The organism is Streptomyces hamibioticus, from assembly GCF_047946815.1.
Lineage (GTDB): Bacteria > Actinomycetota > Actinomycetes > Streptomycetales > Streptomycetaceae > Streptomyces.
This window is the reverse complement of the sequence record NZ_JBKKQY010000001.1, coordinates 523,234-548,838: the sequence shown is the minus strand read 5'-3', so window position 1 is coordinate 548,838 and position 25,605 is coordinate 523,234. Positions and strand designations below refer to the sequence as shown.

Annotated in this window: 23 protein-coding genes; 8 read left to right on the top strand and 15 right to left on the bottom strand. The window is 73.8% G+C overall.

Annotated elements, in window-relative coordinates:
- Window positions 1-82: 82 nt before the first annotated feature.
- The 3 genes from ACLGIH_RS02425 to ACLGIH_RS02415 all read right to left on the bottom strand — a co-directional run bounded on the left by ACLGIH_RS02425 (window position 83) and on the right by ACLGIH_RS02415 (window position 3,361).
- Window positions 83-931 carry a cytochrome c oxidase assembly protein gene (locus tag ACLGIH_RS02425; RefSeq protein WP_416523534.1) on the bottom strand — a complete coding sequence of 283 codons (849 nt, stop codon included), beginning with the start codon at window positions 929-931 and terminating at the stop codon, window positions 83-85.
- Entirely contained in the window at window positions 931-1,497 is a 567-nt protein-coding gene (locus ACLGIH_RS02420) for a DUF2243 domain-containing protein (RefSeq protein ID WP_416523533.1), read from the bottom strand. Before ACLGIH_RS02420 ends, ACLGIH_RS02425 begins: the two co-directional genes overlap by 1 nt.
- A 184-nt stretch (window positions 1,498-1,681) precedes the next feature.
- Complete coding sequence (locus ACLGIH_RS02415) at window positions 1,682-3,361, bottom strand: PucR family transcriptional regulator (protein ID WP_416523532.1); 1,680 nt, start codon at window positions 3,359-3,361, stop codon at window positions 1,682-1,684.
- Between the two features lie 156 nt (window positions 3,362-3,517).
- Between ACLGIH_RS02415 and ACLGIH_RS02410 the strand changes: the two genes are divergently transcribed.
- Together ACLGIH_RS02410 and ACLGIH_RS02405 are read left to right on the top strand one after the other, a co-directional pair.
- Window positions 3,518-4,786, top strand: coding sequence for an aspartate aminotransferase family protein (locus tag ACLGIH_RS02410; RefSeq protein ID WP_416523531.1), 1,269 nt, complete (start codon window positions 3,518-3,520; stop codon window positions 4,784-4,786).
- Complete coding sequence (locus tag ACLGIH_RS02405; protein WP_416523530.1) at window positions 4,783-6,234, top strand: NAD-dependent succinate-semialdehyde dehydrogenase; 1,452 nt, start codon at window positions 4,783-4,785, stop codon at window positions 6,232-6,234. The genes ACLGIH_RS02410 and ACLGIH_RS02405 overlap by 4 nt, the downstream gene beginning before the upstream one ends.
- A 61-nt stretch (window positions 6,235-6,295) precedes the next feature.
- Here the strand turns inward: ACLGIH_RS02405 and ACLGIH_RS02400 are convergent, their stop codons facing one another.
- A complete protein-coding gene (locus tag ACLGIH_RS02400; RefSeq protein WP_416523529.1) occupies window positions 6,296-6,934 on the bottom strand; it encodes an HAD family hydrolase in 639 nt (212 codons plus the stop codon).
- 156 nt (window positions 6,935-7,090) lie between these two features.
- On the opposite strand from ACLGIH_RS02400, the gene ACLGIH_RS02395 reads away from it, so the two are divergent.
- The gene (locus ACLGIH_RS02395; protein ID WP_416523528.1) at window positions 7,091-8,593 is read left to right on the top strand and encodes an MFS transporter; all 1,503 of its coding nucleotides are present in this window, start codon (window positions 7,091-7,093) and stop codon (window positions 8,591-8,593) included.
- On the opposite strand, the gene ACLGIH_RS02390 is transcribed toward ACLGIH_RS02395, so the two are convergent.
- The 4 genes from ACLGIH_RS02390 to ACLGIH_RS02375 form a co-directional block, all read right to left on the bottom strand.
- The gene (locus ACLGIH_RS02390; RefSeq protein ID WP_416523527.1) at window positions 8,562-9,452 is read right to left on the bottom strand and encodes an SDR family oxidoreductase; all 891 of its coding nucleotides are present in this window, start codon (window positions 9,450-9,452) and stop codon (window positions 8,562-8,564) included. The two genes, ACLGIH_RS02395 and ACLGIH_RS02390, sit on opposite strands and share 32 nt — an antisense overlap.
- Before the next feature lie 214 nt (window positions 9,453-9,666).
- The gene (locus ACLGIH_RS02385) at window positions 9,667-11,442 is read right to left on the bottom strand and encodes a ThuA domain-containing protein (protein ID WP_416523526.1); all 1,776 of its coding nucleotides are present in this window, start codon (window positions 11,440-11,442) and stop codon (window positions 9,667-9,669) included.
- A 33-nt stretch (window positions 11,443-11,475) separates the two neighbouring features.
- Entirely contained in the window at window positions 11,476-14,331 is a 2,856-nt protein-coding gene (locus ACLGIH_RS02380) for a PQQ-dependent sugar dehydrogenase (RefSeq protein ID WP_416523525.1), read from the bottom strand.
- Between the two features lie 460 nt (window positions 14,332-14,791).
- On the bottom strand, window positions 14,792-14,917 hold the full coding sequence (locus tag ACLGIH_RS02375; RefSeq protein WP_416523524.1) for a hypothetical protein: 126 nt from the start codon (window positions 14,915-14,917) through the stop codon (window positions 14,792-14,794).
- Here ACLGIH_RS02375 and ACLGIH_RS02370 point away from each other — a divergent pair.
- From ACLGIH_RS02370 to ACLGIH_RS02360, 3 genes are read left to right on the top strand one after another with little or no spacing between them, the layout of a single operon-like run.
- The gene (locus tag ACLGIH_RS02370) at window positions 14,910-15,353 is read left to right on the top strand and encodes a hypothetical protein (RefSeq protein WP_416523523.1); all 444 of its coding nucleotides are present in this window, start codon (window positions 14,910-14,912) and stop codon (window positions 15,351-15,353) included. The genes ACLGIH_RS02375 and ACLGIH_RS02370 overlap by 8 nt on opposite strands.
- A 53-nt stretch (window positions 15,354-15,406) precedes the next feature.
- The gene (locus tag ACLGIH_RS02365; protein ID WP_416523522.1) at window positions 15,407-16,096 is read left to right on the top strand and encodes a response regulator transcription factor; all 690 of its coding nucleotides are present in this window, start codon (window positions 15,407-15,409) and stop codon (window positions 16,094-16,096) included.
- A complete protein-coding gene (locus ACLGIH_RS02360) occupies window positions 16,093-17,403 on the top strand; it encodes a sensor histidine kinase (RefSeq protein WP_416523521.1) in 1,311 nt (436 codons plus the stop codon). The genes ACLGIH_RS02365 and ACLGIH_RS02360 overlap by 4 nt, the downstream gene beginning before the upstream one ends.
- Before the next feature lie 42 nt (window positions 17,404-17,445).
- Here ACLGIH_RS02360 and ACLGIH_RS02355 read toward each other — a convergent pair whose 3' ends face one another.
- On the bottom strand, window positions 17,446-17,811 hold the full coding sequence (locus ACLGIH_RS02355; protein WP_416523520.1) for a CAP domain-containing protein: 366 nt from the start codon (window positions 17,809-17,811) through the stop codon (window positions 17,446-17,448).
- A 58-nt stretch (window positions 17,812-17,869) separates the two neighbouring features.
- On the opposite strand from ACLGIH_RS02355, the gene ACLGIH_RS02350 reads away from it, so the two are divergent.
- Window positions 17,870-18,298, top strand: coding sequence for a hypothetical protein (locus tag ACLGIH_RS02350; protein ID WP_416523519.1), 429 nt, complete (start codon window positions 17,870-17,872; stop codon window positions 18,296-18,298).
- Between the two features lie 288 nt (window positions 18,299-18,586).
- On the opposite strand, the gene ACLGIH_RS02345 is transcribed toward ACLGIH_RS02350, so the two are convergent.
- From ACLGIH_RS02345 to ACLGIH_RS02320, 6 genes are all read right to left on the bottom strand, one after another.
- Window positions 18,587-19,981, bottom strand: coding sequence for an FAD-dependent oxidoreductase (locus ACLGIH_RS02345; RefSeq protein ID WP_416523518.1), 1,395 nt, complete (start codon window positions 19,979-19,981; stop codon window positions 18,587-18,589).
- On the bottom strand, window positions 19,974-21,194 hold the full coding sequence (locus tag ACLGIH_RS02340; RefSeq protein ID WP_416523517.1) for an MAB_1171c family putative transporter: 1,221 nt from the start codon (window positions 21,192-21,194) through the stop codon (window positions 19,974-19,976). The genes ACLGIH_RS02345 and ACLGIH_RS02340 overlap by 8 nt, the downstream gene beginning before the upstream one ends.
- Window positions 21,194-21,703 (bottom strand): hypothetical protein, encoded by a 510-nt coding sequence (locus ACLGIH_RS02335; protein WP_416523516.1) that lies wholly within the window; start codon window positions 21,701-21,703, stop codon window positions 21,194-21,196. The genes ACLGIH_RS02340 and ACLGIH_RS02335 overlap by 1 nt, the downstream gene beginning before the upstream one ends.
- 77 nt (window positions 21,704-21,780) lie before the next feature.
- Entirely contained in the window at window positions 21,781-22,455 is a 675-nt protein-coding gene (locus ACLGIH_RS02330; protein ID WP_416523515.1) for a hypothetical protein, read from the bottom strand.
- A gap of 131 nt (window positions 22,456-22,586) precedes the next feature.
- Window positions 22,587-23,630 carry an endonuclease/exonuclease/phosphatase family protein gene (locus ACLGIH_RS02325; protein WP_416523514.1) on the bottom strand — a complete coding sequence of 348 codons (1,044 nt, stop codon included), beginning with the start codon at window positions 23,628-23,630 and terminating at the stop codon, window positions 22,587-22,589.
- A 100-nt stretch (window positions 23,631-23,730) separates the two neighbouring features.
- On the bottom strand, window positions 23,731-24,591 hold the full coding sequence (locus ACLGIH_RS02320) for a LysR family transcriptional regulator (RefSeq protein WP_416523513.1): 861 nt from the start codon (window positions 24,589-24,591) through the stop codon (window positions 23,731-23,733).
- Window positions 24,592-24,659: 68 nt separating this feature from the next.
- On the opposite strand from ACLGIH_RS02320, the gene ACLGIH_RS02315 reads away from it, so the two are divergent.
- The gene (locus ACLGIH_RS02315; protein WP_416523512.1) at window positions 24,660-25,598 is read left to right on the top strand and encodes an EamA family transporter; all 939 of its coding nucleotides are present in this window, start codon (window positions 24,660-24,662) and stop codon (window positions 25,596-25,598) included.
- Window positions 25,599-25,605 lie beyond the last annotated feature (7 nt).

The following is a 25,605-nucleotide window of genomic DNA, read 5'->3' as shown; positions in this document are numbered from 1 at the left end:
CACCTTGCGCGGACGGGACCCCCAATCTGTCAGCAGAGTGAGTCGTCATCGCCGGTGAGCGTACCGCTGCCGTTCCCTTCTGTCAGCCGCTTTTCAGGGCCGGCCGGCCCCCGGGAGCGGGGCGGTGCCGCCGCTCGGGCCGCCACGTGGCGACGAGGGCGCCGGCCAGCAGCAGTTCGGCGATGTCACCGCCGTAGTACATGATCTCCGCGCCGCCCTGTACCTCGGTGACGGGTGCGGGGATGTCGACCCGGAAGCCGCCGTACATCAGCTGGGAGACGACGGCGTGCACGGCGATGGCGCAGCCCAGAACCACCAGGCGGGTACGGACGCCGGGCCGGGCGGGGGAGGGGTCGGGTCCGGCGATGACGTGGGCGAACAGGCAGCCCGCCAGCAGGAAGTGGACGTGCAGCACCCAGTGACCGGCCGGGCGAGCCGTCAGCGTCCCGTACAGCGGGGTGAAGTACAGCACCGCGAGGCTGCCGTTGGACAGCAGCAGGGCGACGGCGGGGTGGCACAGGACCCGGGCCGGACGGCTGTGCAGGGCGCCGGTCAGCACCCTGGCGCGGGCGGCGGGCAGGACGCGCAGCAGCAGCGTCACGGGCGCGCCGAGCACCAGGGCGAGCGGGGCGTACATGCCGATGAGCAGGTGCTGGACCATGTGGCCCCGGAAGTCGGCGTGGGCGAAGGGCGCGACGGGCGGCAGCAGCGCCACCGCGAGCAGGACCAGGCCGGTCAGAAATCCGGCGGTCCGCCAACCGCTCCAGCCCTGGGCCGGGTTGCGGCGGCGGGCCCGGTGGACGAGGTGCAGGTAGCCGCCGGCGCACACCAGGAGGACGACCGCGAGGCCGACCGCGGGGCCGAGCGTGTCCAGCAGGCCGCCGCCCGCGCCGTGCCGCCCGGGGTGGGGGACATGGCCGTCATGGCCCATCACACGTCCCGGCCGGGCCGTGGGGCACCCGCCTCGGCGGCCGCCGGGCCGAGGGGCCGCCCGCCGCGCTGGAGCAGCCAGCCGCCGGCCAGCAGCAGGGCGCCCAGGGCCAGGAAGCCGATGTCCCACCAGACCTGGCCGTCCCCGGCGTAGACGTGGTGGATGCCCAGGACGTGGTGGTCCAGGACGCCTTCCACGAGGTTGAACAGCCCCCAGCCCGCGAGCACCCAGCCCCACAGCACCCGGGAGGCCCACACCCGCCGCCGGTCGTGGGTGACCCGGGCGTACAGGATCGCCAGGCCGGTCAGGACGGCCAGCCAGCACACCGTGTGGAAGATGCCGTCCCACACGGTGTTCATCTGCAGACCGGAGACGGTGTCCGGATCGTAGTACTTGACTCCGATGCGGTCCTGGTTGGTGCTCGTGAGCATGTGGTGCCACTGCAGGAGCTGGTGCAGCGCGATGCCGTCGAGGAACCCGCCCAGGCCCACGCCGAGCACGATCCCCGGTAGCCGCAGGTCGGCCGGTGCCGCACCGGCCCTGGTCCCTCCCGTGGTGCCGGCCATCGAACCGCCTCCGTCCCGTGCCGGGTACTGGTGTGCGCGTTCCGCGCCGGGGCGGGCGCCCCGGCCACCGGGCCGCAGCCCCACGGCGCGGCCCTGCCTCCCTCCGGTCTACCGGCTCCACGCCCGCACCGCTGCGGCACCTTCGGCCGTTCGTGGCCGGAGAAGGACGGCCGCACCCGGTCCGTCACCGGGCGCGCAGGACCTCCAGCGCCGCGAGTGCCACGTGCAGCTCCGTGCGCTGCGTGCCCGATGCGAGGTCGCGGTCGAGGAGCCGCTCGATGGTGCGCAGCCGCTGGTAGACCGTCTCCCGGGAGAGATTGCCCAGCCGCGCGGTCGTCGTCTTGTTGCCGGCCGCCTCCAGGTAGTGGCGCAAGGTCGTCACCAGGTCGGTGCCGTGCCGGGCGTCGTGGTCGACGAGCCGGCCGAGCTGCCGTTCCGTGTACTCCTGCACCCGGGTGTCCTCGCGCAGCGCGTAGAGCAGACGGCGCAGTCCGATGTCGGACGGCTCGTGGTAGGTCCGGCCCGCGGGCGGGGGCTGTCCCGGCGGGGTCGCCTCGGCCACGCGTGCGGCTTCGCGGAACGAGCGCGTGGCGTGGGCCAGGTCCGCGACCTCCGCGCCGACGCTCACCACCGCCTCGGGATCGAGTGTGCGCAGGGCGCGGGCGAGGCGTTCCGCGACGGCGTGCCGGTCCCGCTCGGGGCGCAGCGCCAGCAGGACGGCGAGCCGGCCGGGCGCGAGTTCGCCGACGAGAGCCGGCACCCCCGCCGATTCCAGTTCGGCGGCCAGGCGGCCTTCCGGCTCGGCGGCGCCACCAGCCGGGCCGGTCCGGGCGAGGACGGCGAGATAGCGGCAGCCGTCGGTGGGCAGCCCGAGCCCGGCGCAGCGGGCCCGGGCGTCCCCGGCGGAGCGGTGCCGCTGCTCGGCGAGATCGCGCAGGGCGCCGCGGTGCGCCGTCCGTTCCCAGGGAGCGGGCCGGATGAGGCGGGCGATGGTCAGGGCCATCGCCGTGCGCTCCAGCACGACGGCGTCCTCGGCGCCGTACGCCCGGGCTCCGTCGGACACCGGCGCGGCGGGCAGCATCACCACGCGGCCCCACCGCTCGCCCTGGTACTCCACCGGCGCCACGAGCCAGCCCTCGGGGCCGCACACTCCCGGGCGGTCCCCGGACGGGGCCGCGCGGGAGCGCCGCTCCCAGCCGCCGACGGCCGTCTCCAGGGTGCTGCCGGACGGCCCGCAGATCAGCGCCTGGTGCACCAGGTTCTCCAGCACGACCGTGCGCCCGCTCATCTCCGCCGCGGCACGCACCACCTCCTCGGCGCCCGCCCCGCGCAGCGTCAGCGCCGTGAAGGCCTCGTGGACCCGCTGCGTGCGGCGCATCGCCTCCGCCTGGCTGCCCAGGACGAGGGCGTGCACGACCTGGGTGACCTCCAGGAAATTGACGTCCTTCGTCAGGCCGATCAGCGGCAGGCCGCGCGCCCGGCAGGCCCGCACCAGGGCGTCGGGCGGCCGGTGGTAGCGCCGGACCAGCTCCAGGACGAGGGCGGCCGCACCCACCTCGGCGAGCTCCCCCACGTACCGGCGCACATCCGCCGCCTCCTCCGGCAGCGGCATGCCGGTGGTGAGGACCAGCTCGCCGCCCTTGAGGAACGAGGCGGGGTCGGTCAGTTCGGTGATGTGCACCCAGCGGACCGGCCGGTCCAGTCCCGCGGCGCCGGTGACGACCCGCGGCCGGCCCGCGGCCACGACCGGCAGGGACAGCACGTCGGCCACGGTCAGGGCAGACCCGGGGGCGCCCGGGCCGGTGTCGTACGCGGCCTCGCCGTCCCCGCCGCCGGACCCGGTGGTTCGGTGGTTCTCGCTCACGGTGCCTGACTGCCCGCCCGGCCACGGTGACAAGCGGCCCGGCTGGACAGATCGTCCGAACCCGGCCCGCGGAACGGACAGTTCACCCCTTGCCCCGGGCCGGAAGCGGCCGGGACGCTCGAGGCACCAGAGCACGAGCTACGGCCGGGAGACGATATGACCGCACTGTCGCCGCACCTCCGTCAGGCCACCCCGGTGGTGGCGGTCCGGGGCGAGGGCGTCCACCTGTACGGCGAGGACGGCCGCCGCTACCTCGACTTCACCGCCGGCATCGGCGTCACCAGCACCGGGCACTGCCACCCCAGGGTCGTGGCGGCGGCGCAGGAACAGGCGGGCACGCTGATCCACGGCCAGTACACGACGGTGATGCACCAGCCGCTGCGCCGGCTCGTCGGCAAACTCGGCGAGGTACTGCCGGCCGGACTGGACAGCCTGTTCTTCACCAACTCCGGCAGCGAGGCGGTGGAGGCCGCGCTGCGCCTGGCCCGGCAGGCCACCGGACGCCCCAACGTCCTGGTCTGCCACGGCGGTTTCCACGGCCGCACGGTGGCCGCGGCCTCCATGACCACCTCCGGCACCCGCTTCCGCTCCGGCTTCTCGCCGCTGATGAGCGGCGTGGTGGTCACGCCGTTCCCGACCGCCTTCCGCTACGGCTGGGACGAGGAGACCGCCACCCGCTTCGCCCTCCGGGAACTCGACTACACGCTCCAGACGATCTCCTCGCCCGCCGACACGGCCGCGGTCGTCGTCGAGCCGGTCCTCGGCGAGGGCGGATACGTGCCCGCCACCGCCGGGTTCCTCCAAGGGCTGCGCGAGCGCGCGGACCGGAACGGCTTCCTGCTGATCCTCGACGAGGTGCAGACCGGCGTGGGCCGCACCGGCCGCTTCTGGGGCCACGACCACTTCGGCGTCACCCCCGACATCCTCGTCACCGCCAAAGGCCTGGCCAGCGGCTTCCCGCTGTCGGGCATCGCCGCCCCCGAGGAGCTGATGCGCAAGGTGTGGCCGGGGTCGCAGGGCGGCACCTACGGCGCCAACGCCGTCGCCTGCGCCGCGGCCTGCGCCACCCTCGACGTCGTGCGCGACGAGAAACTGGTGGAGAACGCCGAGGCGATGGGCGCCCGGCTGCGGCACGGCCTGGAGGCGGTGGCCGAACGGACCGCGGCCATCGGCGACGTACGGGGCCTCGGGCTCATGCTCGGCACCGAGTTCGTGACCGCGGACGGCGGCCCCGACCCGGAGACCGCGGCCCGGGTCCAGCGCGCCGCCGTCGACGAGGGCCTCCTGCTGCTGCTGTGCGGTGCCTGGAACCAGGTGGTACGGATGATCCCGGCCCTGGTGATCGACGAGACGGCGGTGGACGAAGGGCTGACGGCGTGGGCGCGGGCGGTCGAGGCCGGCACGGCGGGGACGGAGGGGCGATGACGGACTTCCTGACCGGCGTACCCAAGCGCCTGTGCGTGGGCGGTGCCTGGGTGGACGCCGCGGACGGGGCCACCATGCCCGTCGACGACCCGGCGACCGGCGAGATCCTGTGCCGGGTCGCCGACGCCGGCCCCAAGGACGCCCGCGCGGCGGAGGACGCGGCCGTCGAGGCGCAGGCGCGCTGGGCGCGCACGGCACCCCGGGAGCGCAGCGACATCCTGCGCCGCGCCCACGAGACGGTGCTCGCCCGCACCGACGACCTCGCCCGCCTGATGACCGCGGAGATGGGCAAACCGCTGGCCGAGGCCAGGGGAGAGGTGGCGTACGCGGCCGAGTTCCTGCGCTGGTTCTCCGAGGAGGCGGTGCGCGTCGACGGCGGCTACGGCACCCTGCCCGACGGGCGCACCCGCATGCTGCTCGGCCGCCGCCCGGTCGGGCCGTGCCTGCTGATCACCCCCTGGAACTTCCCGCTGGCCATGGGCGCCCGCAAGATCGGCCCGGCGGTCGCGGCCGGCTGCACCATGGTGCTCAAACCGGCCCCGCAGACCCCGCTGTCCAGCCTGGCGCTCGCCGCGATCCTCCAGGAGGCCGGGCTGCCCGACGGCGTGCTGAACGTCGTCACCACCTCCCGCGCGGGCGAGGTGTGCGAACCGCTGCTGCGCGGCGGCAGGATCCGCAAGCTGTCCTTCACCGGGTCCACGGCCGTCGGGCGGCTGCTGCTCGCCCAGTGCGCCGGCACCGTCGTCCGCACCTCCATGGAACTCGGCGGCAACGCGCCCTTCATCGTCTTCGACGACGCCGACCTGGACGTGGCCGTGGACGGGGCCGTGGTCGCCAAGATGCGGAACATGGGGGAGGCGTGCACCGCCGCCAACCGCTTCCTCGTCCACCGGCCGGTGGCCGGGGAGTTCGCCGAACGGCTCGCCGCCCGGATGGGCGCGCTGGTCGTGGGACCCGGCACCCGGGACGGCGTCGACGTCGGCCCGCTGATCGACGCCGCCGGCCGGTCCAAGGTCGAGGAACTGGTCGCCGACGCGGTGGAGCGCGGCGCCCGGGTGCTCGTCGGCGGCCGTACGCCCGAGGGGCCGGGCTGCTTCTACCCGCCGACCGTGCTCACCGACGTGGACCCCGGCAGCCGCCTGATGGACACGGAGATCTTCGGCCCGGTCGCGGCGATCCTCGCCTTCGACGACGAGGACGAGGTGGTACGCCGCGCCAACGACACCCCCTGGGGCCTCGTCGGCTATGTGTTCACCGAGGGCCTGGACCGCGCCCTGCGCGTCGGTGAGCGGCTGGAGGTGGGCATGGTCGGCCTCAACACCGGGCTCGTGTCCAACCCGGCGGCGCCGTTCGGCGGTGTCAAGCAGTCCGGGCTCGGCCGGGAGGGCGGCCGGGCCGGGATCGAGGAGTTCCTGGAGTACCAGTACCTGGCGGTGCCGGTGCGCTGAACCGGGACCGCACGGCCGGGCCCGCTGGGCGAACAGGCCCGCGTCACCGCCGACCCGCCCGTCAGGTGAGCGACGGAGGTCGTGGAATGTCGGGACGCGCGTCCAGGTGGGCCGCGATGCGCCCGATGGCCTGGGCGTTGTCCTCGAACAGGTGTGCCTGCATGCCCGCCGCCCGGGCGGCCTCGACGTTGGCCGCCACGTCATCGATGAACAGACAGCTCTCCGGGGCGACTTCCAGGTCGGCGCAGGCCGTCTCGAAGGCCCGGGGGTCGGGCTTGCACACACCGATCTCGTGCGAGTAGACGATCCGGTCCACGAGTTCGTCGAAGCGGTACAGCGCCGTCTCCCGCTCCCGGGCACCGACGAAGCTGTTGCTGAGGATGCCCAGCCCGCACCGTCCGCGCAGCCCGCGCACGCAGGCGATGAGCTCCTCGTTCGGCGTTCCCAGGTACTCCGCCCACAGATCCTCCATGAAGGCCTCGACCTGCGGTGCGGTGAGACGCAGGCGCGCCGCCACCTGCTCGTGCACCTCGCGTTCGGTGATGCTGCCGACGCTCCCCGCACGCCAGACGTCGCCCATCCGCTCACGCACGGTGCCCGGCGGCAGCTCCAGCCGCTCCTCCCACCGTCGGGCCCAGCCGGTCCCGGGCGTGATCTCCAGCACCCCACCGATGTCGAGAATGACGCAGGTCCTCTGCACGCGCGCTTGTCCTCTCGTCCGCTTGTCGGCCGGTCGGCCGGTTGGCCCCGGCGGTCCCGGAAGACACCGTCGGGCCTCCCCCTGGGGCAAGGTCAAGCGATCGCCGTGGCCGGTCGCGGGCTGGCAGAGGGGCCGCTCGACGGGGAGGATCCTCGTATGGAGCACGCTGCCGGGACCGTACGGACGGGGACGGCCGTGGGCCGCTGGGTGCTGCTGACGACCGTCCTCGGCTCGACCATGGTCATGCTCGACTCCACCGTCGTGAACGTGGCGCTGCCCCACATCGGGCGGGACCTGGGCACCGACCTGGCGGCGCTGCAGTGGACCGTCAACGGGTACATGCTCACCCTGGCCGCGCTGATCCTGCTCGGCGGTGCCCTGGGGGACCGGTACGGCCGCCGGAAGGTCTTCGTCATCGGGGTCGTCTGGTTCGCGCTCGCCTCGCTGCTGTGCGGGATCGCCCCCGACCCGTGGGTGCTCATCGCCGCCCGCGCCCTCCAGGGCGTCGGCGGAGCGCTGCTCACCCCGGGGTCCCTGGCGCTCATCCAGGCGACCTTCCATCCGGACGACCGCGCGAAGGCGGTCGGCGTCTGGTCCGGGCTCGGCGGTGTCGGTGCCGCGATCGGCCCCTTCGTGGGCGGCTGGCTGGTGGACGGGCCCGGCTGGCGCTGGGTCTTCCTGCTGAACGTGCCGCTGGCGCTGCTGTGTCTGCCGGTCGCGCTCCGGCAGGTGCCCGAGTCGCGCGACACCCGGCAGAGCGGGCGGTTCGACGTACTGGGCGCCCTCCTCGGCGCGGCGGTTCTCGCCCTCGTCACCTACGCCCTGATCGACGGCGTGCCCGCCGCCGGAGTGGCGGGCCTCGCGGCCGGCGTCGTCTTCGTGCTCGTCGAACGGCGGCGGCGCGCCCCGATGCTGCCGCCCGCCGTCTTCCGGTCCCGGCTGTTCACCGCGACCAACCTCGTCACGCTGTGCGTGTACGCGGCCTTCGGGGGCTTCTTCTTCCTGGCCGCGGTCCAGCTCCAGACCGTCGCCGGGTACTCCGCGCTCGGCGCCGGCACCGCACTGCTGCCCACCACGGTCCTGATGCTGCTGCTCTCCGGCCGTGCCGGCGCCCTCGGCCGGCGGATCGGGCCGCGCATCCCGCTCACCGTCGGGCCGCTGCTGTGCGCCGGGGGGATGCTGCTGATGACCCGGGTGGGCGAGGACGCCTCCTACGCGCGGGACGTGCTGCCGGCCGTCGCCGTGCTCGGCCTCGGCATGGTCACCCTCGTCGCCCCGCTGACCGCCACGGTGCTCGCCTCGGTGGAGGCCGGCCGGGCCGGTCTGGCCAGCGGCATCAACAACGCGGCCGCGCGCGCCGCGGGACTGCTGGCGGTGGCGGCCCTGCCGCTGCTGACGGGCATGGGCCCGGAGGCGTACCGGTCGCCCGAACAGTTCCAGGACACCTTCCGGCAGGCCATGCCGATGTGCGCGGGGGCGCTGGTGCTGGGTGCCCTGATCGCCTGGACGGCGGTCCGCACCCCGGCTGCCGCTCCGGCGGAGGAGCCCGCCGCCGGCCCCGAGTGCCACCTGCACTGCGGGGTGTCGGCGCCGCCCCTGGAGGCGGCCTGCGACCGGCCGGCGGACGCTAGGGCAGCGGCGTCCCGCCGGTCGCGTTGAGGATCTCCGCCGTGATGTAGCTCGCCTCCTGGGAGGCGAGGTAGACGTAGGCGGGGGCCAGTTCCGCGGGCTGGGCCGGGCGGCCCAGCGGGCTCTGCTTGCCGAACTCCACCGTGTCCGGCAGCGTCGCGGGGATCAGCGGGGTCCACACCGGTCCCGGAGCGACCGCGTTCACCCGGATCCCGCGGTCCGCGACCATCTGCGCCAGCCCCTGCGTGAAGGTGACGATCGCGCCCTTCGTCATCGCGTAGTCCAGCAGATGCGGACTCGGCTTGTACGCCTGCACCGACGTGGAATTGATGACGCTGCCGCCCTCAGGCATGTGCGGCAGGGCGAACTTGGTCAGCCAGAACATGCCGTAGAGGTTGGTCCGCATGACCCGGTCGAACTGCTCGGTCGGGATCGCCTCGATGCCGTCCGGCTGCGCCATCTGGTACGCCGCGTTGTTCACCAGGACGTCGATGCCGCCGAACTCCGCGACGGCCCGGTCGATCAGCGCCCGGCACTCGGCCTCCTCCCGGATGTCGCAGGAGACGGCCACCGCTTTGCGGCCCGCGTCCTCGACCAGGCGGGACGTCTCCCGCGCCTCGTTCTCCTCCTCCTGGAGGTAGGTGAACAGCACATCGGCACCCTCGCGGGCGAAGGCCAGGGCAACGGCCCGCCCGATGCCGGAGTCGCCGCCGGTGATGACGGTCCTGCGGCCCTCCAGGCGACCCGACCCGCGGTAGGAGCGTTCCCCGTGGTCGGGCGGCGGGTCCATCGGCCCGGTCCAGCCCGGGTGCGGCTGGTCCTGGGCGGGGAATTCGGGGCGGGCGTGCTGGTCGGTCGGGTCCTGCTGTGCACGCTGGTCGTCCGTCACGGCGGCCTCCTGTTCGATCTAGCGGACCGGGACGAACGACCGGGTTCCCGCATGCGGCCGGCCGAAAAGCGGGCTTTCGTCCCACGCCGGCCGGACCGTGTCGGTGGGCTGTGGGCTGTGGGCTGTGGGCTGTGGGCTGTGCGCGGTGCGCCGGGTCGGGCGTGCGGAAAGGGCCGGGAACGTGTCCCGGCCCTCTCGCACGCTGCTCCCGCCGCTAGGGCAGGGTCCATTTCTGGTTGGGGCCGGTGTGGCAGGTCCAGAGGTGGACGGGGGTGCCGTCGTTCCAGGTGCCGCCGGATGCGTCGAGGCATTTGGCGGACTGGGGGTTGCGGACGGTGCCGTCGGGCTGGGGTGTCCATTTCTGGGCGTCGGTGCCGTTGCAGGTCCACAGCTGGGTCTTGGTGCCGTCGGCGGTGGCGCCGCCGGAGATGTCGAGGCACTTGCCGAGGGCGCGCAGGGTGCCGTCGCCGGGGAGGGTCCATTTCTGGGCGTCGGTGCCGTTGCAGGTCCACAGCTGGACCTTGGTGCCGTCGGTGTTGCGGGCGCCGTCGACGTCCAGGCACTTGCCGTTCACGCCGGTCACCCGGCCCGAACGCGGCCCGGGGGCAGGGTCCGACGTCTTGACCCGGATGTTGCGGAAGGACACCTCGTCACCGTCACCGTGGTTCTGGATGCCGATGTGCCCCTGCGCGAGGCTGCGTGCCGGATCGGTGTTGGTGAAGTCGTTGATCTTGCGGCCGTTGAGGAACAGTTCCAGGCGCTCGCCCGTGACCCGGATCTCGTACGTGTTCCACTCGCCGGGCGGGTTGAGCGCGGCGTCCCGGGCGGCGAGGTCGGCGGAGCGGAAGCCGTAGACGGCGCCCGTGGTGCGCTCGGGCTCGTCGGTGGCGTCGATCTGGATCTCGTAGCCGTTGTTCACGGCCGACCACGGGTCGTCGGAGGCCGGGAAGCCCACGAAGATGCCCGAGTTGTCGTCGCCGGCCGTCTTCCAGTCGGCCTTGAGGGAGTAGTCGCCGGTGAACTCCTCGGCCGCGTACCAGAGCATGCCCAGCCCGCCGTCCGAGGTGAGCGTGCCGTCGGCCAGGGTGAAGCCGCCCGGGCCCGCCTGCTGCCAGCCGGTCGTCCCGGAGCCGTCGAACAGCGGCCGGTAGCCGGTCTCGGGGCGGCAGTCGGCCTCGGTCATCCCGGCGGCCCAGCGGATGCCGCCCAGCAGATGGCGGCGGAAGGCGGGCTCGGTGTAGGACTCGTCGGTGTGGCCGCCGCCCGTGTAGAAGGCGCGACCGCCCCGGTAGTCCTTGCACCAGCTGATCGGGTGGTCCCCGGACATGGAGCCGCCGCTGTAGCTGGACTCGTCGAGCGAAGCCAGGACATGGGCGGTGGTCCGCGGATTGGTGCGGTAGTTGTACCACTCGTCGGTCCGCTGCCAGGTGCCGCCCAGATGGGCCGTGGCGTCGTGCGCGCGGTCCTCGACCTTGACGGTGGCGGACTGGATCGCCGGATGCGAGTGGAACAGGGCACCGGCGAGCCCCTCGTAGAACGGCCAGTCGTACTCGGTGTCGGCCGCGGCGTGGATGCCGACGTAGCCGCCGCCGGCCTGGATGTACTGCTCGAACGCCGTCTGCTGGGCGCCGTTCAGCACGTCTCCGGTCGTGGACAGGAACACCACGGCCTCGTACTGGGCGAGGTTGCCGCCGGTGAAGGCGGCCGCGTCCTCGGTGGCGGTCACCGTGAAGTTGTTCGCCGTGCCGAGAGCGCGCAGCGCGGCGATGCCGTCGTCGATGGACGAGTGCCGGAAGCCGGCCGTCTTGGAGAACACCAGGACCTCGTAGGCCGGATCCGCCGTCGCGGTCTCGCGGGCCTCGCGCTGCGCCGCGGGTGCGTGCGCGGCGGGCGAGCGGTCCGCGGTCCCGGGCAGCGCCGACGCGTGCCCGGCCGTGGCCAGCAGGGCGCCGGTGATCAGGGCCAGGGCCGCTCTGATACGGGTGCGCATGTGCGTGTCACCTCCTTCTTCGGTGGAGCGGTACTAGGGCAGGGTCCATTTCTGGTTGGGGCCGGTGTGGCAGGTCCAGAGGTGGACGGGGGTGCCGTCGTTCCAGGTGCCGCCGGATGCGTCGAGGCATTTGGCGGACTGGGGGTTGCGGACGGTGCCGTCGGGCTGGGGTGTCCATTTCTGGGCGTCGGTGCCGTTGCAGGTCCACAGCTGGGTCTTGGTGCCGTCGGCGGTGGCGCCGCCGGAGATGTCGAGGCACTTGCCGAGGGCGCGCAGGGTGCCGTCGCCGGGGAGGGTCCATTTCTGGGCGTCGGTGCCGTTGCAGGTCCACAGCTGGACCTTGGTGCCGTCGGTGTTGCGGGCGCCGTCGACGTCCAGGCACTTGCCGTTCACGCCGGTCACCCGGCCCGAACGAGGCCCGGCGCCCGAGGTGGTGAAGGAGAACTCGTCGACGTCGAACAGGGACCCGGCGCCGCCCTTGAACACCAGGAACAGCGTGGTCGAGCCGCCCGGCCGGTCACCGAGGTCCGCGGTGACGTCCTGGAAGGTCTCCCAGCCGCCGGTCACCGGAACCGTCGCCGTGCCCAGCAGCGTGCCGGTGGCCGATCCGGCGCGCACCTCGATGGTGCCGCCCGAGCCCGCCGAGGAGACCCGGGCGGTGAACCGGGAGGCGTTGCCGAGCGCGTACGGCGTGAACGAGATCCAGTCGCCGTTGTCGATGTGGCCGACGGTCTTGCCGCCGTGCGCCGGGGCGTGGCTGACGACCTGGACGCCCGACGCGTCGCCGTGGTGCTCGGCCTGGCGGTGGGACGGCTGGGTGATGTGCTGGTCGTGCGTGGTGAGCGCCGGCTGACCGTTCGCGCCCCGGTCGGTGTACTCGGCGTCGAGCACGCCGAAGATGTTGGCGTTCGGGTCGTGCTCGCCGTCCGCCAGCGTCTGCAGGGTGCCTGAGCAGCCGGTCGTGGAGGTCTGCGGGTGGCCGTGGCTGTCATGGCCGACGATGAAGCTGACCTTGACCTTCGAGCAGTCGATGGTCCCGTCCTCCGGGTCGGTGACCGTGACCTTGTAGGGGATCGCCGCGCCGAAGTCGTAGATGCTGCCGTCGGCCGGAAGGTCCAGCCTCACCGCCGGCGCGGTGTTGCCCACGGTGATCCGTACCGACGCGGTCGCGGACCTGCCGGTGGTGTCGGTCACCTTCAGGGTCGCCGTGTACTGGCCGTTGGCGGTGTAGGTGTGGCTGGGGTTCGCCGCCGTCGACGTTCCGCCGTCGCCGAAGTTCCAGGAGTGGCTGAGCCCGTCGCCGTCCGGGTCGGAACTGCCCGCGGAGGAGAAGGACACGCTGAGCGGCGCCTGACCGGACGTCACGTTCGCCTTGGCCTGCGCCACGGGTGCACGGCCGCCGGTGACGTGCTCGATCCGGTACAGCGCGGAGTTCTCGTCACCGTTGAAGTAGCCGGTGCCGTAGTCCAGGACGTAGAGGGCGCCGTCGGGGCCGAAGGCCATGTCCATCACCTGGGTGCCGGACCAGGGGAAGGGGTTGACGGACTGCACCGTGCCGTCGCCGGCGGACTCGATGCGCTTGATCCAGCGCCGGCCGAACTCCCCGGCGAAGAAGTCCCCGTCGAACTCCTGCGGGAACTTCACCTCCGAGTCCGACGCCGCGTCGTACCGGTAGACCGGGCCGCCCATCGGCGACTCCGAGCCGCCGCCGAACTCCGGGACCGAGCCGCCGTTGTACGGGATCCAGGCGGGCTGGGCCGGCGGGAGGTCGGTGAGGCCGGTGTTGCGTGGGGAGGTGTTCTTCGGTGCCGAGCAGTCGAAGGCCGCGCCCGATGTTCCGGTGGCGAAGTCGTAGTCCACGTAGGCGTCGTTGCCGCCGGTGCAGTACGGCCAGCCGAAGTTGCCGGCCTTGGTGATGCGGTTGAACTCGACCTGGCCCTCAGGGCCGCGGCCGGGACTGGCGACGCCCGAGTCGGGGCCGTAGTCGCCCAGGTAGACGGTGCCGGTGGCCTTGTCGACGCTCATCCGGAAGGGGTTGCGGAAGCCCATGGCGTAGATCTCGGGCCGGGTTCTGGCCGTCCCCGGCGGGAAGAGGTTGCCGTCCGGGATCGAGTAGGAGCCGTCGGCGTTCACCTTGATGCGCAGCACCTTGCCGCGCAGGTCGTTGGTGTTGCCGGAGGAACGCTGGGCGTCGTAGGCGGGGTTGCGCGAGGAGCGTTCGTCGATGGGCGTGAACCCGTCCGAGGCGAATGGGTTGGTGTCGTCGCCGGTGGACAGGTACAGGTTGCCCTGGGCGTCGAAGTCGATGTCGCCGCCGACGTGGCAGCAGGTGCCCCGCGAGGCCGGGACGTCGAGGACCTTCTTCTCGCTGGCGAGGTCGAGCGTGCCGTCGGTCCTCAGCACGAACCGCGAGAGCCGGTTGACGCCGTCGAACGGGGCGAAGTCGGAGGCCGTGCCGTTCGCCGGGGCGTCACCGGCCGGGGTGTCCAGCTTGGGCGCGTAGTACAGGTACACGTACCGGTTGGCGGAGAAGCCCGGGTCCGCCGCGACGCCCTGGAGGCCCTCCTCGTCGTGGTTGTAGACGTCGAGCCTGCCGGCCACCTTGGTGGTGCCGGCGGCGTCGGTGAGGCGGACCGTGCCGTCGCGCGAGGTGTGCAGCACGGAACGGTCGGGCAGCACCGCCAGGGTCATCGGCTCGCCCGTCTCGGCGACGCCCTTGGCTAGGGTGACCTGCTGGAACTCCGGGGCCGCGGCGGCCTCGCGGGTGCCGTCCGGTCCGTCCGGTCCGGCCGTCGCCGCGGGTGCCGCGGGCAGGACCACGCCGACGGCGCAGACCACCACGGGTACCAGCCATCGAGCGAGTCTGCGTCGATACGGTCTTGTGCGCACAGGTGTCTCCCGGGGGGTGGGGTGTCGGCAGGATCCGCTCCTGCCGGGGGAGTGCGAGGGAGTACAGGCGCGCGCCGTCGCGCCATGAACGGCCGGTCACGGTGTCATGTCCGGCTCACGGCAAGGAAGTTAGTGGGCTTGGTCGGGTGGCGTAACCCCTTTCGCACAAGATCTCGACACTTCTTCCTTCGGAGAGACAAAGAAAGCGGAGGGGGAGGAGGTGACCGTGCTGGAGTGCGGCGTCGCGGGGCAGGCGGAGAGGGCAGGCGGAAAGGGCGCGCGGAAATCGTCTTGCGGAGCGGGTCCGCCGGGCAGCGTCGGTCAGGTCAACTGCTGCGCCGGGACGGCCGGGCGCCTCTTCGAGGCCGAGGGCGGGCGCATCACCGGCGTGGAGGGCCGGCGTCCGGGCCTCGCGGCCCGCCCCGTGACGCACCGGGGGCCGCCAGCCGCCGCCCCCGGGTCAGAACGAGACCTCGCGGACGCTCGCCTGGTCCCGCGGCTCGGTCGTCGCGGTGATCTCGGAGCGGTGGCGGGCGGCCGAGAAGGTCACCGTCAGGGTCTCCGGCACCTTCTGGCTCGTGGCCACGGTGAACCCCTGGTTCGGCACCGCCGAGACCAGGCACACGCTGTCGCTGCCGAAGCGCACGGTCACCTTGCCGCCCTGGGACGCCACCGTGTACACGCCGGACCCGCCCCCGTCGCACCGCGGCCCGCCCGCGCTCGGCTCCGGCGGCCGGACCGTCGGCGACGGGCGGGGAGGCGGGGGCGACGGCGTCTCGCGCGGCTGCTGCGACGTACGGGACGGCGTCGGGCCGGGCGGCGGGGCCTTCTTCCTGGTGGGCGTCGGGCTGGGGGAGGGGCGGGCGCTCTCGGTGGCCGCCGGCCGCGAAGACGACGGCAGCTCCCTCGGCGCCGACTGCGCCACCGGCGCGGTCGGCCGGGTCGAACCCACGACGAAGTGGATCGTGAGGACGACGGCCGTGACGCTGGCCGTCGTGCACGACAGCCAGATGATCAGGTAGCGCAGCAGGCGGGACACGACACCATAGTGACGGACCGGCTAACGTGCCTGCCCATGGCCTCCGTACTTGTCGTCGAGGACGACCCGGTGATCCGGGCCGCGCTGATCGATGTCCTGACCGGACACGGCTACGCGGTGAGGACCGCGCACCAGGGCTTCGAGGCGCTGCGCGAGATCACCGAGAGCCCGCCGGACATCGTCGTGCTCGACCTCGGCCTGCCCGACCTCGACGGGCTGGACGTGCTGCGCATGGTCCGGGGCATCTCGCGCGTGCCGGTGCTGGTCGCCACCGCCCGCGACGAGGACAGCGAGATCATCCGGCTGCTCAACGCCGGCGCCGACGACTACATGGTCAAGCCGTTCTCCGGCGGCCAGCTCGCCGCGCGGCTCGCGGCCGTGCTGCGCCGGTCCGCGCCCGCCGAGGTGCGGGCCGCGCGGCAGCAGGTCCTCCAGGTCGCCGACCTGCGCATCGACCCGACCGCCCGCACCGCGCATCTGGCCGGCCGGGAGCTGTCCCTCACCCGTCGCGAGTTCGATCTGCTCGCCTATCTCGCCGCCAACGCCGACCAGGTCATATCCAGGCGCCGCATCCTCGCCGAGGTGTGGCAGCAGTCCTACCTGGAGGACCAGACGGTGGACGTCCACCTCTCCGCACTCCGCAGGAAAATGGGCGAGAAGGCGCGGCAGCCCCGGTACCTCCACACCGTGCGCGGAATCGGCATCAAGCTGGTCGGATCACCGTGAGACGGGCTCTCGCCGGTATCGCACTGGCGGTCACCTCGATGGTGGCCCTGTCGTTCCTCGTCCCGCTCGCCCTCCTCGTCCGTGAACAGGCCCGCGACCAGGCGACCACCGTCGCCGAGCAGCGCGCCTCCGCGCTGTCGCCCGTGCTGGCGCTCACCACCGAGCGCGCCGACGTCCAGCAGGCCGTCGCCGAACTGGGGTCCACCGACCAGCTCGCGGTACGGCTGCCCGACGGCGGCCTCGTCGGCACCCCGCACGCGCCCCGGGACGCCCTGGACCGGGCGGTACGGGCCCGGGAGACGCTCGCCATGGACACCGCCGACGGCTGGGTCTACCTCCAGCCCGTCGTCCTCCCGCGCGACCGCGTCGCCGTGGTCGAGGCGTATGTGCCGGCCGCCGACCTGAGCCGCGGCGTGGCCGCGTCCTGGGGCGTGATGGCTCTGCTGGCGGTGGGCCTGGTCGGCGGGTCGGTACTGGTCGCCGACCGGCTCGGCGCCCGCGTCGTGCGCTCCTCGCGCAGCCTGAAACGGGCCTCGCTGGCCCTCGGCTCCGGCGACCTCGGCGTGCGCGTGGAGCCGGACGGACCGCCCGAGCTGCAGGAGGCCGGGGCGGCGTTCAACACCATGGCCGACCGGGTCGTCGACCTGCTCGCCGTCGAACGCGAACTGGTCGCCGACCTCTCCCACCGGCTGCGTACGCCGCTGACCGCGCTCTATCTGGAGGCGGACCGGATGGGCGCGACCCCGAGCGCCCGGCGGGTCACCGAAGCCGCCGCCCAGCTGGAGAGCGAACTCGACTCGATCATCACCGCGGCCCGTACGCCACTGGCCGCGACGCAGCCCGGCGGTGTGACCTCGACCACGGCGAAGCCGAGCGACGTGGCCGAGGTGGTCGCCATGCGCCTGGACTTCTGGTCGGTGCTCGCGACCCAGCAGAACCGGCCGTACGAGCGGTACCTCAGCCCGCGCCCGACACCGGTCCCCTTCCCCGAGGACGATCTCGCGGCGGTCGTGGACGCGCTGATCGGCAATGTCTTCCGGCACACCCCGCAGGGCACCGCCTTCGCCGTCCGCGTGGAGCGGGCCGACCGGCAGGTGCTGCTCACGGTCGACGACGCCGGCCCGGGCGTCGCGGACCCCGAGGCGGCCCTCACCCGCGGGGTCAGCGTCGGCGGCTCCACGGGCCTCGGCCTGGACATCGTGGCCCGGGCCGCCCGCGCCGCCGACGGCGAACTGACGATCACCCGCGCGTCCATGGGCGGCGCCCGGGTGCGGGTGTCCTTCGCCCTGGCCGGGGCACGGCGGTGACCGGGGCGCTCGACCGGGCGCCGGCCGGGGCGCCGGGCCGGGTCAGCGGCTGGTGCCGAAGTTCTGGGTCCACCAGGGGCCGCCGTCGCCGAAGTGGACGCCGACGCCCAGCTCCTTGAAGGAGCAGTTGAGTATGTTCGCCCGGTGGCCGGGGCTGTTCATCCAGGACTCCATCACCGAGGCGGCGTCGGCCTGCCCGCGGGCTATGTTCTCGCCCAGCGTCGACCACTGGTAGCCGGCCGCCTCGACGCGGCTGGTCATGGTGGAGCCGTCGGGGCCCGTGTGGGACATCACACCGCTCGCGGCCATCACGTCGCTGTAGTCGTCCGCGGCCCGGGCCAGCCGGGCGTTCGCCGTGACCGGCGAGCAGCCGGCCGCGGCCCGCTCCTCGTTCACGAGCGCGAGCACCCGCGCCTCGGGCCCGCCGCCCGCCGTGCCGGAGCCGGGGCCGGAGCCCGAACCGGATATGGAGCCGGAGCCCGAACCGGATACGGAGCCGGAACCCGACCCCGCCGCCGAGCCACCGCCACCACCGGCGGGCTGCTCGCTCGCCCTCTTCGGTGCCCGTGTCACGGAGGGCTCGGAGGCGGGCGCGGCCTTCTTCGTCGGGCTCGCCGTCCGCCGCGGCTTCGTCTCGGGCTTCGCGGTCGGGCCGGCGTCACTCGCCGAGGCGCTCGGACTCGCCGACGGGGAGGCGGGCGTCTCTGCACCGCCCGCCGTGGCCCCGGAATCCGGCGTCGTCCCATGGGCGGTAGCGGCGGCCACGTGGTCCGAGGACCTCTTCCCGTCACCGCCGGCGACGGCCACCGTGATCCCGACACCCGCCGTGACGGTGACGGCACCGAGTACCAGCGCGGTGCTGCGCGCCCGCAGCCCCCTCCTGGGGCGTGCGTGACTGCGGGACGGTCGGTCGGCTCGGCGGGAACCCATGCGTACGACACCTCGGCTGTCGGTCGGTGGTCAAGACCCGGTGGACGCGATCGCGCCCACCGGGACTGTGGGGGGTTGCCCAGAGCCTAGGACGGCGCCAACGCCGAGAAGCGCTTCGAAGGTCATCTTCAAGAAGCCTTAAGAAAGCCGCCAAAGTCCGCTGAGGAACTGCTGGGACATCGCGCCAGGAGACAACTGCCGGCAGACGCTGACGGCAGACGGCTGTCAGGGCGCAGAGGTGAGGACGCAGCGGTCAGGAGATCGCCGTCTTGCGTTCCGTCTCGGTGAGCGGAGGGCCCGGCAGATGGGGCCTCTTCGGGCCCAGCAGCATGGGCACGAGCATGTCGGGCGAGAAGAGGCGGCTGGCCGGCTTGTCGAGGCTCATCACGTCGAGCAGGGCCTGCATGGCCCGGGGGTTGCGGGCGCCGGTGGCGACGGCCCGGTCGACGAAGCGGGCGAGGAACCGTTCGACAAGGGTGGGGGGCGTGGTCGTCGCGCCGGGATAGAAGGCGTCCTGCCCGACGGCGAGACCCCACGCCGCGCCGACGGGACGCGCCGTCGCGCGCTGGAGCCGCCGCGCCGTGCCGGGCGCCGTCAGTTCGGTGGCCCGCAGGGTGTCGCGGACGGCGAGCGCGCACTGCGCGGCGACGGTGATGCCGTGACCGTAGACGGGGTTGTAACCGGCGACGGCGTCGCCCAGGACACCGAAACCGTCGGGCCAGTGCGGCATCTTCTCGTAGTAGCGGCGCTGGTTGGCGGTGCTGCGGGTGGTGATGACGCCGGTGAGCGGCTCGGCGTCCTTGATCAGTTCACCGATGACGGGGTCGGCCAGGCCGAGCGCGAAGTCGGTGTAGGCCGCCGGGTCGTTGGTGGGCTCCGCGCCGCGGGTGCCGGCCAGGGTGACGATCCAGCGGCCCCCTTCGACGGGGAGTACGATGCCGCCCCGGCCCGGGGCCATGGCCGGATTGGCCTGGACGTTGACGATCGGGAAGTCGATGTCCGCGGCGGTGCCGGGAGCCCGGTACAGCCGAGTGGCGTACGTGATGCCCGCGTTGATCTCCCGCTCCGTGACCCGGGGCAGACCGAGTTCCCGCAGCCAGTGAGGGGTGCGGGAACCCCGCCCGGACGCGTCGACGACGAGGTCGGCGCTCACCGTGCGGGTGCGGTCGCCGGTCCGGACGGTCACGCCCGTGACCCGGCGGGCGTCACCGGCCAGGCCGAGCGCGGTGGTGTCCTGCAGCACCGTGACGCGCGGATCCTCCAGGACCCGGTCGCGGACCACGGAGTCGAGCAGGTCCCGGGAGCACACCAGGACGTGGTGCTCGGGGCCCGAGAAACGCCGGAACCATATCTCGTTGGGGGCCCGGGAGACCATGTCGGCCATGACGCGGTGCAGGCGGGCGCCGTGGGCGACGATGTCGTCGACCAGCCCGGGCAGCAGCGAGTCGAAGGCCCGCACGCCGCCGGTCCACACGACGTGGGCGTGCCGTGCCTGGGGAACGCCGCGGCGCGGCTCGGGGCCCGAGGGCAGAATGTCCCGCTCGACGATGGTGACGTCGGCGAACTCGGTGAGCGCGGCAGCGGCGAAGAGGCCGGCGATGCTGCCGCCGAGGACGACCGCCGTGCGGCGGCCGGTGGTGTCAGGCATGAAAGGAGAGACCTTCTGTTGCGGCCGCCTGCCGGCGGATCGATTCGACGTCGGCTGCGTGGCAGCGCAGCGCGTGGGCGATGGACTCCAGTTCACTGTCCGGGCCGAGCCGGCCGGGCGCGGCCCCGGTGGGCGGTGGATGGCCGGCGGACGCGGGCGCGGCCCGGCCGGAGCGGACGGCGTCGACGGCGACGGTGAGGTCCACCGCGTCCGCGATGCCACGCGCGGCCGGCTCGGGATGACCGGCTGCCCGGGCCCGGCGGTAGGCCAGGTCGCGCCGGGAGCGGCTCAGGTGCGGTGCGAGGGCGAGCAGGCCGTCGTTGATGGCGGCCCGGCGCATCTCCAGTTGCAGGGCGATGCCGCTGACCCGGCCCGTCGCGGGCGCGGGCGGGACGCTGACGGTGCGGACGAGTTCCCACAGGGGTGCCAGCCGGCGGTGGGTGCGCCAGGCCGACAGGCGGTCCTGCGCCGGGGGGCCGGCCTGTCCGGCGATGAAGCCCACCGCCACGAGCACGGCCTCCACGAACGCGAAGGGCGGCGCCGCGTAGGTGGACAGCCAGTCCCAGTTCCGGCCGGTCCACCGGGCGGCCACCGCGGTGAGCTTGGCGATGTCGTAGAGGAACCCGAGCGCGTAGGCGAGTTGCAGGAGCACCACGGCGCGGCGCAGCCACACCTGGTCGATCTCCTTGAACCACGCCCACAGGATGCCGGCGGTGACGACGGCGGAGACCAGGTGCGCGAGGAGGTAGAGCACGATGTGCTCGCGCATCCACGGGGTGTTGGCGTAGTACGTGTCCAGGTCGCGCAGTCGCTCGACGCGTGCGTCGGCGAGCAGGAAGGTCGTCCACAGGCCGACGATCACGGCGGCGTAGCAGACGGCGACGGCGCGGATCTGGCGCCGGCGGGTCGCCGAGGGCGGGTTCTTCCACAGGAGCACCAGCCACAGACAGGCGCCGCAGTACGCGGTGAGCAGTGAATAGGCCCAGGGCGCCGCGAAGTTGGGCACTCCGGTGATCCGGTTGATCAGGTGCAGGCTCGGCGGTGGCAGGGAAAGGAAGTTGACCACGCCGATCACCAGGAGTAGTGCCGTGGCCCGCAGGATCGGGTCGTGCCAGGCCCGCCGCAGCAGCGGCAGCTTCATCACCAGGGCCGTCGTCCCCAGGGCCGCGGGCACGGCGTAGACCACGTGATGGCCGGCGATGTCCCAGGGCATCACAGCGCGCCGAGGTTGGTCAGGGACGACGACAGGCGCCCCGTCAGCGTGTCCTGGGTGGGCCGGCCGGGCGCCGCCTGCGGGCCGACCACCTTGTGGAACGTGGCGGCCAGCCGGAGGCCGCACTCCTCGGCCTGCCACTCGGCGGCCGGGTCGCTCGCGGCGGAGGACCGGGTGGCGAGGGCGACGACCTGGTCCCAGGGGATGTCCTCGTCGGGCCGGGACAGCAGTCGGCGGGCGGCGGCGGGCGGCGCCGACGGGTAGTGCACGTCCAGGGTGCCGTAGTAGCAGTGCCCGATCTCGTGCCCGGTGATGACGAACTTGTGCGCGTCGGGCACGGCGTCCTCGACCACGACCACATAGGCGTCGTCCGTGGCGAAGGTGACCCCGGAGACCTCCATCCCGGGCGGGAACCGCAGGAACTTGAGCCTGATCGGCCGGTCCAGCCGCGGACCGAGCGTCTCGCACACGGCACCCAGGAACCCCTCGGGCGGGAGGGGAACCGTCACCCGCCGGGTCGTTTCCCGGACGAGCCGGGGCAGGAACTGCCTGGGCGGCGGTAACCCCTTGCGTCCTCTTCTGGCGATCACTCGTCGTCCTTCAGCGCGAGGATCAGCAGGGCCGCCAGCCGACCGGCCGAGGGCTGCCCGGTGCCACGGAACGCCAGCGCCTGGGGGTCCACGCCGAACTGCCGCATCAGCGCCTGCAGTTGCTCCTGCTCGTCCAGGCCCCGGAACCGCTGCAGAACCTCGTCCAGCGTCTGCGTCGCGCCGGCGGCCGGCACCTGCGCGGAGCCCGTGCCCGCACCCTGCAGCTCCCGCAGCAGCGGCAGCAGGGCCCGGTTGAGGGCCTGGGGGGCGTCCGCGGTGAAGAACGCCTCGCCCGCCTCCACCCCGAAGAACTCCACGAGGCCGTGGAGGAACTCGACGCTGGGCACCTTCTTGCCGTCGCACACCTGGCGCGCCCAGTAGTCGGAGACTCCGAGGCGTGTGCGGATCTCCGCCGCGAGGTCCGACATCCGCCGGCCGGTACGGGCCCGGTGTTCGGCGGCGACCGCCTTGATGCGGGCGCAGACCCGGTCGTTGACGGTCTCGGGCGGCGCGGTCCCGCCCGCGAGCAGCGTACGGACGGTGGCCACGGGCAGGGCCGTCCGCGTGGCCAGTTGCTGCGGGTCGAGAAGCCGCGAGCGGTTCAGGCCCCGCTCTTCGATGATCGCCTCCAGGCGCCGTAACGTGTCGGGGAGTTGCGGGGGCGGTTCCACGAGTGCGCTCCCAGAGAGGTGGTCACGGGCTACGGTGGCACAGCCTACGGGCCGTCAGCCCGTTCCTCAACGGGCGTTGAGCGCCCGGCAACGATCGTTGAGGCGTGCGGGCGCACGGGCGCACGGGTGTGTCAGTCCAGGAAGACGCGGGCGGCCACGGGGAGATGGTCGCTGCCCGTGGCGGGCAGGGCGCGGATGCGGCCGACGGTCGCCGAGCGGGCCAGCACCTGGTCGATCCGGGCCACCGGGAACCCGGCGGGGAAGCTGAACGCGAAGCCCCGGTCCGCCGCGTCCAGGCGCGAGGTCAGCGGGGCCAGGCCGCGGTCGTCGACGGTGCCGTTGAGGTCGCCCAGCACGAGCACCGTGCGCAGTTCCTCGGCGGCGACCGCCTCGCCCAGCAGGGCGGCGCTCTCGTCGCGCCGGGAGGACGCCAGACCGCTCGCCCCCACGCGGACCGACGGCAGGTGGGCGACGTAGGCGGCGATCTCACCGTGCGGCGTGTGGACCGTTGCCCGCAGCGCGCGGCGCCAGCTCTCGTCGACACCGGCGGGCCTGATGTCCAGCGGCCGGGGGTCACTCAGCGGATACCTGGACCACAGACCGACCGTGCCCCGGACCGAGCGGTGCGGGAACCGGTCGGCGAGGACCTTGTCGTAGACCGGCAGCGCCGACGGCACCAGTTCCTGGAGCGCGATCAGATCGGGGCCGGCGCCGGCCAGCGCGCGGGCCGTGCCCGCCGGATCGGCGTTCTCGTCACTGACGTTGTGCTGCACCACCGTCAGGGCCGGCCGGTCCGGTGCGGCCGCGGGCAGCAGCAGGCCGCCGAAGAGGCACGCCCACGCGGTCACCGGCAGCACCAGGGCGGCCAGCGCCAGGACGGAACGGCGCAGCAGGGCCAGGCCGAACAGCAACCCGACGACCACCCCGAGCCAGGGAAGAAAGGTCTCCAGCAGACTGCCCAGGCGGCCCACGGAGTTCGGCACCGCGCCGTGGAACACCAGCAGCGCGGCCGTGAGCACGGCGAGCGCGGCGAGCACCCGGCCCCGGGCCCGGTCCCGTCCGCCGCGCCGGCCCTCGCCCCCGGCCCGCCGCCCCGTCCGGCGCGGCAGCCACCGGGGCACGCGCGCCTTCGCCGCCGGAGCCACACCGCTGTCCGCCGCCACCATTGCCTCCATCCGTTCGATTCCCCTGATCAAGACGGAACCCGGGGCGCGGCAGTTGCAGCCCGGCCGGCATTTCGCGCACGGGCGGGCACGCCACCCGTCCGTCCGGCCGTCAGTCTCCCGCCACCACGCTGCGGGCCAGCCGGACCAGCGCCGGCAGCGCCGGGTGCGCCGGCACGCCACGGCGCCAGACCAGCAGCAGCGGCACCGGCGGGGCGTCCTCCAGCGGCCGGTAGGCGATCGAGGGGTGCGTGTGGACGCGGGGCGTGGCCGAGGTCGAGATGCCCACCGCCCGGCCCACGGCGATCGCCGTCAGCCACTCGTCGGTGTTGGTGACCTCGACGGTCGCGGTGGGACGGATCTCGGCGGGCCACAGCTCCAGCGTGGTGGTGCCCGCCACCGTGTTCAGGGCGATCGGCCACGCGGCCAGGTCCGCCAGCCGCAGGGAGGCGCGTCCGGCGAGGTCGCTGTCCGCGGGCACCACCGCCACCCGTTCCTCCTCCAGCAGCAGCTCGCCGGTCAGCTCCGGCGCCGCGACCGCGCCCCGCAGCAGCGCGACGTCGACCCTGCCCTGGGTGAGCCCGGCCGTGCGGTCGTCGATGCGGCGGAGCTCCAGCGGTACGTCGGGATGCGCCTCGTCCCAGCGGCGCAGCAGCGGAACGGTCAGGTCGCCGAGCGCGGCCCAGGGGTGTCCGAGCCGCAGCGGCGGAGCGGCCAGCGTGCGCGGGTCGAGGGCCGCGTCCACGGCGGCCAGCGCGGTCTCGGCGCGGTCGCGGAAGGTCCGGCCCGCCGCGGTCAGCTCCAGGTGGTGCGTGGAGCGGTCCACCAGGCGTACGCCGAGATGGTCCTCCAACTGGCGCAGCGTCCGGGACAGGGCGGGCTGGCCGGTGTGCAGCCGGGCCGCGGCACGCGTGATGGTGCCCTCCTCGGCGATGGCGAGGAAGGCCCGCAGATGCCGCAGCTCCATGGTCATGCCTGGGAAGCATAACGGCGCGCCAACGGGCATTTCACGTGGGCCGCACGGCTTCGTAGCGTGCAGGCATGACTCCCTCGACGTCCCGGTCGCACGCCGGGCCCCCGACGGCCCGGCGCCTGCCGGCGAGCGGCCGCGTCCGGGTCGGCGGCGGCACCGGTGCCGGCAGCCTCGGCGGCATCGGGCTGGTGCTGGCCGGCGCCCTCTCCGTCCAGTTCGGCTCCGCGGTCGCGGCGCTGCTGTTCCCGCGCGCGGGGGCCCTCGGCGTGGTGGCACTGCGGATCACGCTCGCGGCCGTACTGCTGCTGGCGGTCTGCCGCCCCCGGCTGCGCGGCCACGACCGCGGCGACTGGGCGGTCGCCGCCTGCTTCGGACTCGCCCTCGGCGGCATGAACATCCTCTTCTACCAGGCGATCGACCGGATCCCGCTGGGCCCGGCGGTGACCCTGGAGGTCCTCGGTCCGCTCCTGCTCTCCGTCGCCGTCGCACGCCGGGCCGTGAGCCTGGTCTGGGCGGGGCTGGCCCTCGCGGGCGTCTTCCTGCTCGGACTCGGACGGGGCGGCTTCGGCGCGCTCGACCCGGTGGGTGCCGGGTACGCGCTCGGGGCGGGGGCGATGTGGGCGGCGTACATCGTCTTCAACTCCCGTGCCGGAGCCCGCTTCCCGCGCCTGGACGGGCTCGCCGTGGCGATGGCCGTGGCCGCGTCGATGAGCCTGCCCCTGGGCATCGCCTCCGCCGGCGGCACCCTGCTGGAGCCGGGGGTGCTGGCGCTCGGCCTCGCGGTGGCCCTGCTCTCCTCGGGCCTGCCCTACACCCTGGAGCTGCTGGCCCTGCGCCGGCTGCCGGCGTCGACGTTCGCGGTGCTGATGAGCGTGGCCCCGGCGATCGCGGCACTGGCCGGTTTCCTCGTGCTCGGCCAGACACTCTCGCCGGTGCAGTGCCTGGCCGTCGCCCTGGTGGTCGCAGCGAGCGCGGGGGCGGTGCGCACGGGGCGGCGGGCGTCATGAAGGGGTG